Consider the following 12,362-nt stretch of genomic DNA (forward strand, 5'->3'; position numbering starts at 1 on the left):
ATTCACACGCTAGACTGTAGGGTGTTTCCCAGGAGGATCTCAATCAGATGCTGATCGAATACCGATTCGAATTTGAAAGCCGGGAACCCTATGTGTTTGAGGTGGATACCCAGCGACCTGTGGCTACGGAAGAGCACCGCACCCTGCCGGCCTGGACGAGGCTCGGACATTGCCAGTGTGTGAACTGCCCGCTAGGCAAGCAGGAGGGGGCGCGGTGCCCGGCGGCGGTGGATCTGATTGATCTGGTGGACGTCTTCCATGGAGAGCCGGCTTTTCAGAAGGTCAGAGTTGAGGTGACCACCCCACAGCGCGGCTATTTCAAGCGCACCAGCCTTGAGGAAGGCCTGCGCTCCCTCATGGGGCTGGTCATGGCGACTTCAGGCTGCCCCATTCTCGGTCAGCTGCGTCCGCTGGCGCTCCATCACATGCCCTTTGCGTCCGAAGAAGAGTTTATCCTCCGTTCCGTGTCCATGTACCTGCTCAAACAGTACTTTCAACTGCGCGAAAATGGCACGGCTGACTGGCAGCTCAAGGGGCTGATCGAGCTCAACCGACAGCTCCAGCTGGTCAACCAGGCCATGTGGCAGCGCATCCATTCGGCCTGTGAACAGGACTCCAATCTCAAAGCCCTGCTCAGTTTCTTCTCCCTGGCTTCCAGTGTCACCTTTTCCCTGGAGGCGCAGTTGCTGAAGCTGCGTCAGCACTTCCTGCAGGGCGAGCCGCCGGCCTGAGGATCACTTGTCCCTGATGCGGACAGCCAGTACGTCGCATTTGGCGCCGTGCAGCACGCCATTTGCCGTTGAGCCGAGCAAGAGTTGCAGACCGTGACGGCCGTGGCTGCCGACGACAATGAGGCCGACCTCCTTTTCTTCGGCAACCCGGTGAATTTCAGCCTCTGGCCGGCCTACGGTCACAATCAGCTCAGCCTCAAGCGAAAACTCGCGATTGAGTGCCTCCAGTTGTGCGCGGGCATTGTCCTCGATCTGCTTCTGAATGTCTCCGATATCCAGCGGAATATCCCCGCCATAGGCATACGCAATGGGCTCCACCACATGCAGCAGGGTAATGGCCGCACCGGTCTGCTGCTTGAGGTAGGCGGCCTTGGTGGCAACCTGTTTTGACTCATCTGTTGCGTCCACCGCAACAAGAATTCTGGAATACATGGTGTGGCTCCCTTGGTTTTCCGGTTTTCGTACACATAACAATAGTGGCTGATGGCAATGGATCAAGTGAGGCAGGTCAAAGAATGGCATGGTTATGGATTATTGTGGGCGTCGTGTTTATTGTCGGCACCCTGACATGGCTGCTGCCCAGTCCCTGGGAGCGGAAGGTTCAAAAGGTACGATCCCGGGCCATGAAGCAGGGTGTGCATGTCCGCCGCATGTTTTCCAGGGATTTGCCGGAAACATTGCCGGAGGCGGAAGGGCCCTGGTACCTGTACTGGGTCACCTCGGGCAATGCTGACACGCAGGATACGGAATATATACCACCGCCTCCGGATCTGAGTGCTGCGCTGGGTGAACCATCACGACTGCTGGGTGTGCGGGGACCGGGGTACGTGGGTGTGATCTGGAATGAAGAGCCGCCCGAAGAGGCGGCTCTGGAAAGCGTCGTGAACTGGATAAGGTCGCTCAGGCAGACTCCAGAGACGCCAGCATCTCGTTGAAGAGTTCGACAATGCGCCTGGAATAGCGATTGACCACGTAATACACGTTGTTTTCGTTGTAGTTGATGAATGAGCCGCGGATGAAGGCCCACTGTGCCTGAATCCTGTCCAGAGTCTTCTCCAGGTCCGCAGGCAGCTTCATGTTTGTCAGCTTTTCCAGGTTCTTGTCCAGCAGCCTGGCCTGTTCATCCATGGGCTTTTCCGTGTCCGCGCCCTGGAAGATCTGGGAGGCGCTTGAGGCGCTACGGGCGGCGTATTTGGTGGCCATGGATTCCAGCAAGTAAATGGACTGGCGAATCAGCTCCACATTGGCCGGAGGGTTGTAACCGGACTTTTCCTGCACCTCCCGGTATGCCTTTGCGGCCAGTTCGTTCATGTCCACGTTTCGCTGTGCCATGTCACTGACCAGGCGCAAGTCGGGATAACCTTGCTCCACGACATCGTTTACGTTGGTATTGAGTAGCTCTTTGTACTCATGCCACTTGGCGCTCAGCGCTGTCAGTGCATCCTGGATTTCGGTCACCCCTTCGGTGGATTCCAGAGTGTTCATGGCACTGTTCACGGCATTGATCTCTTCGCGCACTTCGGTCAGTGCGAGCTTGTCACCCGGTGCGAGGCTGAAGTTGTAGAAGGCACGAATTGCCTGGTAGCTGTGAACGCGCACCTGGTGAAGGTTATCCGCGATAGGACGGGCCTGTTCGGGTGTCAGCGCCCAGGCCGAAGATGCTCCGAGTACGCAGACCAACAGAAGCGACAGAAAGGCAGCGATAGAACGGCGCAGATCTAAAGTGATGGTCATGTTTTTCTACTCTCTGGATTTGTTTTTGTTGGCAGCTCGGGCAGATACCCCAAGGGACGCAGTCCATAACTGAAGACTAGGCCATAAGGCTTGTTTCGTCAAAGAACTGACGTGCCGATGCAGGCTCTCTGCCGGAAATCCTGAAATCGGGATGTTATCAGTTTTTCCCGTGGTTTCTAAGTGAATTTTGTAAGTCCCTGTAATTCTGCGCATTTGGCATTTTCCATACGGATGATCACGTAAAAAATATGCGGATCTCATTGACAAATTGCTCGAATTTTTCCATGGTGTGCACACCTAATTCAAACGAGCGTATGAATTTTGGTTCAATCATCACTCGGGTTTGACCATGCTCAGGAAAAGGGTCGCACCGCACACGACAGCCCAGGGCGGCTGATCAGGTGCGTCATTCAGTAAAACATGCTTGGAGAACAGTTGATGATTTACGAAGGTAAAGCCATCACGGTCAAAATGCACGAAGACGGCATTGCTGTGCTGAACTTCGATTTACAGGGCGAGTCTGTCAACAAGTTTAACCGCCTGACACTTTCTGAACTGCGTGAAGCCACTGACAAGCTCAAGGCGAGCAAGGACATCAAGGGTCTGGTTGTCACCAGCTCCAAGGAAAGCTTCATCGTTGGTGCAGACATCACCGAATTCCAGGAACTTTTCTCCGGGCCGGAAGAAGAACTGGTGGCCAACAACCTGCAGGCCAACGCCATTTTCAATGACATTGAAGATCTGCCGTTCCCGACCGTGACCGCAATCAACGGTCTGGCCTTGGGTGGTGGTTTCGAGATGTGTCTTGCCACCGATTACCGTGTCATGTCCACCAAGGCCAAGGTCGGATTGCCGGAAGTGAAGCTGGGTATCTTCCCGGGCTTCGGCGGTACCGTACGCCTGTCTCGTCTGATCGGCGCGGACTATGCCATCGAGTGGATCTGCATGGGCAGCGAGAACAAGCCCGAGAAAGCGCTCAAGGAACATGCCGTTGACGCGGTGGTTGAGCCCGAGAAGCTGTTCGACGCGGCAGTTCAGCTGCTGAAGAACGCCATCGAAGGCAAGCTGGACTACAAGGCGCGCCGCGCCGAGAAGACGGGCAAGCTCAAGCTGAACCCCATGGAAAGCATGATGTGCTTTGAAACCGCCAAGGGCTTTGTGGCCGGCCAGGCAGGTCGTCATTACCCGGCACCGGTTGAAGCCATCAAGACCATGCAGAAGCATGCCGGTCTGGCACGCGACAAGGCGATCGAAGTGGAAGCCAAGGGCTTTGCCAAGATGGCCAAGACACCTGTTGCCGGCAACCTCGTTCGCCTGTTCCTGAACGACCAGATCGTGAAGAAGAAGGCCAAGGCATGGGACGACAAGGCGGGTGAAGTCAACCGCGCTGCTGTGCTAGGTGCCGGTATCATGGGTGGCGGCATTGCCTACCAGTCCGCCTACAAGGGTACCCCGATCCTGATGAAGGATATCAACGAGCAGGGGCTCAAGGCCGGTCTGGACGAAGCGAAAAATCTGCTGGCCAAGCGTGTGGCCAAGCGCAAGATGACGCCCGAGCAGATGGCCGATACCCTGAACAACATCGTGCCGACCCTGAGCTACGGTGATTTCGGCAACGTGGATCTGGTGGTTGAAGCTGTTGTCGAGAACCCGAAGGTGAAGGACATTGTCCTCCGCGAAGTGGAAGATGTGGTGCGTGAAGACACCATCCTCACGTCCAACACCTCCACCATCTCCATCAGCCTGCTGGCGAAGAACCTCAAGCGTCCGGAAAACTTCTGTGGTATGCACTTCTTCAACCCGGTTCCGCTGATGCCGCTCGTGGAAGTTATCCGCGGTGAGAAGACCAGTGACCGCGCCATTGCAACCACGGTGGCCTATGCCAAGAAGATGGGCAAGACGCCGATCGTGGTCAACGACTGCCCGGGATTCCTGGTCAACCGTATCCTGTTCCCGTACTTCGGCGGCTTTATCGGCCTGATCCGTGACGGTGCCGACTTCCAGAAAGTTGACAAGGTCATGGAGAAGTTCGGCTGGCCCATGGGCCCGGCTTATCTGCTTGACGTTGTGGGCATGGATACCGCACACCATGCTGGCGGCGTGATGGCCGAAGGCTTCCCGGATCGCATGAAGCATGAAGGGACAACGATCATCGACGTCATGTTCGAAGAGAAGCGTTTTGGTCAGAAGACTGACAAGGGCTTCTACAAGTACGAACTTGACCGCAAGGGCAAGAAGAAGAAGGTCTCTGACGAGACGGCTTACGAGCTGGTCAAGCGTGTACAGAAAGAACAGCGTGATTTCTCTGAAGAGGAAATCATTGAGCGCATGATGGTGCCGCTGTGCATCGAAACCGTTCGCTGCCTGGAAGATGGTATCGTTGAAACCGCTGCAGAAGCAGATATGGGCCTGATCTACGGTATCGGTTTCCCTCCGTTCCGTGGTGGTGCTCTGCGCTATATCGACGAGATCGGCGTGGCGAAGTTCTGCGAAATTGCAGACAAGTATGCCGACCTGGGGCCGCTGTATCAGCCGACCGAGCGTCTGCGTGAAATGGCGAAGAAGGGCGAGACCTTCCACGGTTAACCGCTAACAGAGAATTCCGAACGGAGAGAAGAATATGAGCCTTAATCCAAGAGACGTTGTCGTTGTCGATTGCGTACGTACCCCGATGGGGCGGGCCAAGAACGGCTGCTTCCGTCACGTTCGTGCGGAAGACCTGTCTGCGGCGCTGATCGAGGCACTGTTTGACCGCAACCAGGCCGCCGATCCCAAAGAAGTGGAAGATGTGATCTGGGGCTGCGTCAACCAGACGCTTGAGCAGGGCTTCAACGTGGCCCGCCAGATTTCGCTGATGACCCGTATCCCGGTTACCTCCGGTGCGCAGACCGTGAACCGTCTGTGCGGTTCGGCCATGACTGCCCTGCACACGGCGGCTCAGGCCATCATGACCAACCAGGGTGACGTGTTTGTGGTCGGTGGCGTCGAGCACATGGGCCATGTGCCCATGACCAAGGGCTTCGACCACAACCCGGCTGCATCCAAGTATTCTGCCAAGGCTTCCAACATGATGGGCCTGACCGCAGAGATGCTGGCCAAGATGCATGGTATCAGCCGCCAGATGCAGGATGAGTTCGGCGCCCGTTCTCATCGCCTGGCCTGGAAAGCCACTCAGGAAGGCAAGTTCAAGAACGAGATTGTGCCGATCGTCGGTCATGACGCCAACGGTGTGCCGACCCTGATCGAGCAGGATGAAACCATTCGTCCGGAGACAACCGTTGAGAGTCTGGCTCAGCTGAAGCCGGCATTCGATCCCAAGAACGGTACCGTTACGGCCGGGACATCCTCTCAGCTCACCGACGGTGCTTCAGCCATGCTGGTCATGTCCTATGAGCGCTGCAAGGCGCTGGGCCTGACACCGATTGCCAAGATCCGTGCCATGGCAGTTGCCGGTGTGGATGCCGCGATCATGGGTTACGGTCCCGTGCCGGCGACCCGCAAGGCCCTCAAGCGTGCCGGCCTTTCCGTTGAAGACATCGACTTCTGGGAGCTGAACGAAGCCTTTGCCGCGCAGTCTCTGCCGGTACTGAAGGACCTCAAGCTGCTGGATGTGATGGACGAGAAGGTCAACCTGCACGGTGGTGCCATCGCTCTGGGTCACCCGCTGGGTTGTTCCGGTACCCGTATTTCGACCACGCTGCTGAATGTCATGCAGCAGAATGGCGGAACACTGGGTGTGGCCACCATGTGTATCGGTCTGGGTCAGGGGATTGCGACCGTTTTCGAGCGCGTCTGAACCTGAAGACCCGACAGGGAGCTGCGCTGGCCGCTCCCGATTGCAAGACCCCCTCCAAAGTGAGGGGGTTTTGTTTTTCAGAACAGGCTGACAGATTCGTTGAGATCAGGCGGCCCCGCCAGATGGCTTTCGCGGTACTTCAGCGCTAACCCTGGGGTGCCTCGGTGGACTTCGGGTTCTGATCCGGTAGCTCACCACGTTGCAGCGCCTTGATCTGATCTGAAAGCGTCTTGATCAGCTCCGTCTTGCCGTCAAACTGGTGAGAAGACTTCTGCAGAGCAGATCGCGCATGCTTCAGGTGCATCTCCGCATCACGACGGTTGTCCTCCGCAAGCAGGCGCTCTGCCAGAGCACGGTGACTGTCCACCTGAATCTGAAGCAGCCGCCCCCTGAGATGCGCCACATGAGACTCATAGGTGGCGGCCGGCAGCTTTCCGCGCAGTTTCATGCGCTGCAGCTTGTGGGTGATCTGGTTGAAGACTTGCTGGATACGCTGCAGCTGCTGATCGCTTTCCACAATGGATTCTGTCTTCGGGCTCCAGGTCCCGGTCGCAAGCTGTGACTCACGCTGCATGCAAGACTCGAGCAGTTGCAGAACCTCGCTGTGGTTGGGATCCAGACGCTGCATCTGGCGACACATATCCAGCAGATCCTGGTTCAGGGTTCGGGCAACGTCCGCAGAGGTATCCTTTTCCAACAGAAAGGTGAGCAGCGGTTCCGTTTCGTGGTAGCGCTGGAGCAGCATCCGCAGTTGTTTCTGTTTCTGGAGCAGCATCCGCTCCCGGGTTTTGAGCCAGGCGGCAAACAGTGCACCACCCGTTGCCACGACACCAATGATGATCAGGATCAGAGAGAGAGACATGGACAACCTCTTGCCAGTGACTTCGCAAGTCTCGGACAAAACCAATGGAATCTCAACAGCCTTCGTGTTTTTTCTTGACCCGCGAAAGGGCAGCACTTATATATGGGGCCTGTTTTCTGGAATGCACGGGAAAGTTTGCTCATGGGAAAAGCGCTGGTCATCGTCGAGTCGCCTGCCAAGGCCAAAACGATCAACAAGTATCTGGGCGCAGACTATATCGTCAAATCCAGTGTAGGCCATATTCGGGATTTGCCCACAGGCAGCCGTGGACAGGCCAACCCATCCGCTCGCGCTCAGGAAGCGGCCAAAACCCGCAAGATGTCACCGGAGGAGAAGGCTGCCTACAAAGCCCGGAAGTCGCATGACCAGTTGATACAGCGAATGGGTGTGGATCCGGAGCATGGCTGGAAGGCACATTACGAGATTCTGCCCGGCAAGGAGAAGGTAGTTGAAGAGCTTCGCCGCCTCGCACGGAACGCTGACACCATCTATCTCGCAACCGACCTTGACCGCGAAGGGGAAGCCATTGCCTGGCACCTGCGCGAGGCGATCGGCGGTGATCCGGAGCGCTATCGCCGCGTGGTTTTCAACGAAATTACGCGCAAGGCCATCCAGGAAGCCTTTCAGCATCCGGGCGATCTGGACATGAACCGCGTCAACGCCCAGCAGGCCCGCAGATTTCTGGATCGGGTAGTGGGCTTCATGGTTTCCCCACTGCTCTGGAAGAAAATTGCTCGCGGCCTAAGTGCAGGACGAGTCCAGAGTGTGGCCGTGCGCCTCATTGTGGAGCGCGAGCGTGAAATCCGTGCCTTTGTGCCGGAAGAGTACTGGGAAGTGGACGCGGACCTTGCCAAGGCCGGGGACAAGGCGCGTTTCAAGGTGTCGCGCTATCAGGACAAGCCATTCCGGCCCACCAATGAGGCCGACACCCGCGCATTGGTCGAGCAGCTGAAGCAGCAGTCCTTTGAAGTGGTTCAGCGTGAGGACAAGCCCACGACGTCACGCTCGCCGGCACCTTTCATCACTTCAACCCTGCAGCAGGCTGCCAGCACCCGGCTCGGGTTCAGCGTCAAGAAGACCATGATGCTTGCGCAGCGGCTGTATGAAGCCGGTTACATCACGTACATGCGTACGGACTCCACCAACCTGTCTGCCGAGGCCGTGGAAGCCTGTCGCGCCTATATCGGCAAGAAATTCGGCAATGAATACCTGCCTCCTCAGCCCAAAGTGTATGGTAGTCGTGAAAATGCTCAGGAAGCGCACGAAGCCATCCGGCCCACGGATGTGCGGACCATGCCTTCTGACCTCAAGGGGCTGGAGAAGGATGCTGACCGCTTGTATGAGCTGATATGGCGTCAGTTCGTCGCCTGCCAGATGGCAGACGTCAAGGCCATCAGCACCCAGATTGTGGTGCGTGCCGGAGACTTCGAGCTGAAGACCAAGGGGCGCATCATCACCTTTGACGGCTTCTACAAGGTATTGCCGCCTCCCGGCAAGGATGCGGACAGTCTGCTGCCAGATTTCCAGAAAGGCGACCGCCTCACCTTGCTGGATGTCCTGCCCGCGCAACACTTCACCAAGCCGGCACCGCGTTATTCCGAAGCCGCGCTGGTCAAGGAGCTGGAAAAACGGGGTATCGGCCGGCCGTCCACCTATGCGGCGATCATTTCCACCATTCAGGAGCGGGGTTATGTTTCGCTCCGCAACCGCAGGTTCTATGCGGAAAAGATGGGAGATATCGTGACGGACCGCCTGATCGAGAGCTTCCCGAATCTGATGGATTACAGTTTTACCGCTTCCATGGAAGAGGAGTTGGATGAAATTGCCCAAGGGAAGGAGGACTGGATCCGCGTGCTGGACGCCTTCTATGCAGACTTCTCGAAGAAGCTGGAGAAGGCGGAGCAGGATGAAGGGGGTATGCGGGGCAATATTGCAGTGGAAACCGATATCGCGTGCCCGGATTGTGGCAGGCCGATGCTGATCCGCAATGCGAGCACCGGCGTTTTCCTGGCCTGTTCCGGTTACAGTCTGCCGCCCAAGGAACGCTGCAAGAAAACGCTCAATCTCGTGCCCGGTGAAGAAGCTGTGGCGGTCACCGATGACGATGATGAAAGCGAATCCCGTGCATTGATGGCCAAGCGTCGCTGCAAGAAATGTGGCGCCGCAATGGATGCGTGGCTGATTGATGAAACGCGCAGGCTGCATATCTGCGGTAACAACCCGGATTGCAGCGGATATGAGCTGGAGACAGGCCAGTTCCGCATCAAGGGCTACGACGGCCCGGTGCTTGAGTGCGACAAGTGCGGTGCCAATATGGAGCTGAAGAACGGACGCTTCGGGAAGTATTTTGCCTGTACGGCGGAAGGCTGCGGGAATACGCGCAAGCTGCTTAAAAATGGTGAGCCGGCCCCGCCCAAAATGGATCCGGTGCCCATGCCCGAACTCAAATGTGAGAAGGTTGAGGATACCTACGTTCTGCGAGACGGTGCATCCGGTCTGTTCCTGGCTGCCAGCAAGTTTCCGAAGAACCGCGAAACACGACCGCCCAAGGTAGCCGAATTGATCCCGCACAAGGATGAGATTGATCCCAAGTATCACTACCTGCTGGAGGCACCCGTTGCCGACCCGGAAGGTAATCCCGCTATCATTCGCTTCAGCCGCAAGACCAAGCAGCAGTACGTCATGTCCGAGAAGGATGGCAAGCCCACGGGATGGACTGCGTTTTACGAAGACGGCAAATGGGTAGAGAAGGCCGCCAAATCCGGCGCCGCTGGCGGATCACGCAAGAAGTCTGTGAAAAAGAGGCTGGCAAGACAGCGAAGTGACTTCCGGATGGATCCGTGGCCGATCGCCACGGATCCATCAGGCAGGTCAGTCCTTCGGGTGTAATGCCCGCAGGCGCTGAATGAGCGAGGAGGTGTCCCAGCGACGTCCTCCCATGGCCTCAATGTCTGCGTAGTACTGATCCACCTGGGCCGTCACTGGCAGGGATGCACCCAACTCGCGGGCCTGTTCCAGACAGATGCGCAGGTCCTTGCGCATGAGCTCCACGGCAAAACCGAAATCGAAACGGCCGTCAGCCATGGTGTGCCCGCGATTCTCCATCTGCCAGGATTGAGCGGCGCCCTTCGAGATCACGTCCAGCACCTGGTGAACGTCCAGTCCTGCCGTTTCGGCAAAATGGATGCTCTCTGATAGCGCCTGAAGCAGGCCGCCGATCGCAATCTGGTTGCACATTTTGGTCAGCTGGCCGCTGCCTGAAGGGCCCATCAGGGTGACTGCGCGAGCGTAGTGCGCCAATACCGGCTTGACCCGGTCAAACGCAGCGGGGTCCCCGCCACACATGATGGTCAGCCGTCCGTCTTCCGCGCCTTGCTGTCCCCCGGATACCGGTGCATCGATGAAATGCTTGCCCGCTTCAGCAGCCTCTGCGGCCAACTGGCGTGCCACGGTGGCCGATGCCGTGGTGTGATCCACGATAACCGCATTTTCGGGCAGGGCGCGGATCAGTCCGTTGTCGCCGGAGAATACGGACAGGAGATCTTCGTCCTTGCCGATGCAACTGATGATGAGGTCGCATTCGCGGAGGTCGGCAAGATCTGATGTGGCCGTGCCTCCATAAGTGTCGGCCCAGCGCTTTGCGGTCTCCGGTGTCCGGTTGCAGGCGATGACATTGAAGCCGGCGCGATGAAGGTGGCCGGCCATGGGAAAGCCCATCACGCCGAGTCCAATGAAGCCGATTCGGGAAAATGGTTTGTTCATCGTGTGCACCTCATTTCTGTCAGGCGAATTGACTTCATTGTGCCAGAGTGGTTGGTACGACCCAAGAAAAAGGGCCACCGAAGTGACCCTTTTTATCCCTGAAGCTGGCGCGCTTACTTTTGGGGGTAGTCGCGCTTGTGCTCGCCGGTGTAAAGCTGGCGCGGACGACCAATGCGGTAGGAACCGCTGATCATCTCGTTCCAGTGCGAGTACCAGCCAATGGTGCGTGCCAGTGCGAAGATGACGGTAAACATGGATACCGGAATGCCGATGGCCTGCAGGATGATACCGGAGTAGAAGTCCACATTCGGGTAGAGCTTCTTCTCCACAAAGTACGGATCTTCCAGCGCAATCTGCTCCAGCTTGCGGGCGATGCGGAACAGCGGATCGTCCTCCAGGCCCAGCTCCTTGAGCACCTCGTCACAGGTCTGTTTCATGACCTTGGCACGCGGGTCGAAGTTCTTGTAGACACGGTGACCGAAGCCCATGAGACGGAACGGATCATCCTTGTCCTTGGCACGTGCGATGAACTCGGGAATGCGCGATTCGTCGCCAATTTCGTTGAGCATCTTGAGCACGGCTTCGTTGGCACCGCCATGAGCCGGTCCCCAAAGTGCGGCGATACCGGAAGCGATACAGGCGAACGGATTGGCGCCGGAAGAGCCTGCCAGGCGCACGGTCGAGGTGGAAGCATTCTGCTCGTGATCGGCGTGCAGAATGAAGATCTTGTCCATGGCGCGGGCCAGGACCGGATTCGGCTTGTACTCTTCGGTCGGCGTGCCGAACATCATGTACAGGAAGTTGGATGCATAATCCAAGTCCTTGCGCGGGTACATGAACGGCTGACCCATGGAGTACTTGTAGCACATGGCTGCCAGCGTCGGGATCTTGGCAATCAGGCGGTGTGCCGTGATTTCACGGTCTTCCGGGTTACGGATGTCCAGATGATCGTGGTAGAACGCGGACAGCGCGCCGACCACGCCAACCATGATGGCCATCGGGTGTGCATCCCGGCGGAAACCGGAATAAAACTTGCGCAGCTGCTCATGCACCATGGTGTGGTTCTTGATTGTCTGCTCGAACGCCGCGTACTGGTCGCGGGTCGGCAGTTCGCCGTGCAGGAGCAGGTAACAGGTTTCCAGGTAGGTGGAGTGTTCTGCCAACTGTTCAATGGGGTAGCCACGGTGCAGCAGGATACCATTTTCGCCATCAATGTATGTGATCTTGGATTCGCAGGATGCCGTGGAGACAAATCCCGGGTCATAGGTGAACAGACCTTCCTTGACCAGCCCTCTGACGTCAATGACATCCGGACCCTCGGTGCCGGAGTAGACGGGAAGTTCAATAGTTTTGCCATTGACCGAAAGTGTAGCGGTTTTGTCAGTCATGGAGCTCTCCTGTGTCGTATCAGCTCGTTGGAATTGCGCAGCCCATTGTTCCTGCCTTTTTCACCATGCGTGCCGGGATATGGCGACGC

General features: G+C 57.3%; 10 protein-coding genes. 5 read left to right on the forward strand and 5 right to left on the reverse strand.

Features of this window, described 5'->3' with window-relative positions:
• The first annotated feature begins 47 nt into the window (after positions 1–47).
• Positions 48–731, forward strand: coding sequence for a hypothetical protein (locus tag AAIA72_RS01485; RefSeq protein ID WP_369601686.1), 684 nt, complete (start codon positions 48–50; stop codon positions 729–731).
• Positions 732–734: 3 nt separating this feature from the next.
• Here the strand turns inward: AAIA72_RS01485 and AAIA72_RS01490 are convergent, their stop codons facing one another.
• Positions 735–1,163, reverse strand: a complete 429-nt coding sequence (locus tag AAIA72_RS01490) for a universal stress protein (protein WP_369601687.1) — start codon at positions 1,161–1,163, stop codon at positions 735–737.
• Between the two features lie 83 nt (positions 1,164–1,246).
• Here AAIA72_RS01490 and AAIA72_RS01495 point away from each other — a divergent pair, with 83 nt between their 5' ends.
• A complete protein-coding gene (locus tag AAIA72_RS01495; protein WP_369601688.1) occupies positions 1,247–1,666 on the forward strand; it encodes a hypothetical protein in 420 nt (139 codons plus the stop codon).
• Here the strand turns inward: AAIA72_RS01495 and AAIA72_RS01500 are convergent.
• A complete protein-coding gene (locus AAIA72_RS01500) occupies positions 1,632–2,465 on the reverse strand; it encodes a hypothetical protein (protein WP_369601689.1) in 834 nt (277 codons plus the stop codon). The two genes, AAIA72_RS01495 and AAIA72_RS01500, sit on opposite strands and share 35 nt — an antisense overlap.
• A gap of 438 nt (positions 2,466–2,903) precedes the next feature.
• On the opposite strand from AAIA72_RS01500, the gene fadB reads away from it, so the two are divergent.
• Entirely contained in the window at positions 2,904–5,051 is a 2,148-nt protein-coding gene (gene fadB, locus AAIA72_RS01505) for a fatty acid oxidation complex subunit alpha FadB (RefSeq protein ID WP_369601690.1), read from the forward strand.
• A gap of 34 nt (positions 5,052–5,085) precedes the next feature.
• Complete coding sequence (gene fadA, locus AAIA72_RS01510; RefSeq protein ID WP_369601691.1) at positions 5,086–6,261, forward strand: acetyl-CoA C-acyltransferase FadA; 1,176 nt, start codon at positions 5,086–5,088, stop codon at positions 6,259–6,261.
• 145 nt (positions 6,262–6,406) lie between these two features.
• Here fadA and AAIA72_RS01515 read toward each other — a convergent pair whose 3' ends face one another.
• Positions 6,407–7,123: a hypothetical protein gene (locus AAIA72_RS01515; RefSeq protein WP_369601692.1), complete on the reverse strand. Its 717-nt coding sequence runs from the start codon at positions 7,121–7,123 to the stop codon at positions 6,407–6,409.
• Positions 7,124–7,264: 141 nt separating this feature from the next.
• Here AAIA72_RS01515 and topA point away from each other — a divergent pair, with 141 nt between their 5' ends.
• Positions 7,265–10,012: a type I DNA topoisomerase gene (gene topA, locus AAIA72_RS01520; protein WP_369601693.1), complete on the forward strand. Its 2,748-nt coding sequence runs from the start codon at positions 7,265–7,267 to the stop codon at positions 10,010–10,012.
• On the opposite strand, the gene AAIA72_RS01525 is transcribed toward topA, so the two are convergent.
• Both AAIA72_RS01525 and gltA read right to left on the reverse strand, forming a co-directional pair.
• Entirely contained in the window at positions 9,995–10,885 is an 891-nt protein-coding gene (locus tag AAIA72_RS01525; RefSeq protein WP_369601694.1) for an NAD(P)-dependent oxidoreductase, read from the reverse strand. The two genes, topA and AAIA72_RS01525, sit on opposite strands and share 18 nt — an antisense overlap.
• A 113-nt stretch (positions 10,886–10,998) precedes the next feature.
• Entirely contained in the window at positions 10,999–12,273 is a 1,275-nt protein-coding gene (gene gltA / locus AAIA72_RS01530; RefSeq protein ID WP_369601695.1) for a citrate synthase, read from the reverse strand.
• Positions 12,274–12,362 lie beyond the last annotated feature (89 nt).

It is taken from the genome of Thermohahella caldifontis (assembly GCF_041153465.1).
GTDB classification, from domain to species: Bacteria; Pseudomonadota; Gammaproteobacteria; order Pseudomonadales; family Oleiphilaceae; genus Thermohahella; species Thermohahella caldifontis.

What these genes read in the sequence shown, in the direction of transcription:
- AAIA72_RS01495 (WP_369601688.1), top strand. Translation starts at nt 1,247, where the DNA reads ATGGCATGGTTATGGATTATTGTGGGCGTCGTGTTTATTGTCGGCACC.
- gltA (WP_369601695.1), bottom strand. Translation starts at nt 12,273, where the DNA reads ATGACTGACAAAACCGCTACACTTTCGGTCAATGGCAAAACTATTGAA.
- fadB (WP_369601690.1), top strand. Translation starts at nt 2,904, where the DNA reads ATGATTTACGAAGGTAAAGCCATCACGGTCAAAATGCACGAAGACGGC.
- AAIA72_RS01485 (WP_369601686.1), top strand. Translation starts at nt 48, where the DNA reads ATGCTGATCGAATACCGATTCGAATTTGAAAGCCGGGAACCCTATGTG.
- AAIA72_RS01490 (WP_369601687.1), bottom strand. Translation starts at nt 1,163, where the DNA reads ATGTATTCCAGAATTCTTGTTGCGGTGGACGCAACAGATGAGTCAAAA.
- AAIA72_RS01525 (WP_369601694.1), bottom strand. Translation starts at nt 10,885, where the DNA reads ATGAACAAACCATTTTCCCGAATCGGCTTCATTGGACTCGGCGTGATG.
- topA (WP_369601693.1), top strand. Translation starts at nt 7,265, where the DNA reads ATGGGAAAAGCGCTGGTCATCGTCGAGTCGCCTGCCAAGGCCAAAACG.
- AAIA72_RS01515 (WP_369601692.1), bottom strand. Translation starts at nt 7,123, where the DNA reads ATGTCTCTCTCTCTGATCCTGATCATCATTGGTGTCGTGGCAACGGGT.
- fadA (WP_369601691.1), top strand. Translation starts at nt 5,086, where the DNA reads ATGAGCCTTAATCCAAGAGACGTTGTCGTTGTCGATTGCGTACGTACC.
- AAIA72_RS01500 (WP_369601689.1), bottom strand. Translation starts at nt 2,465, where the DNA reads ATGACCATCACTTTAGATCTGCGCCGTTCTATCGCTGCCTTTCTGTCG.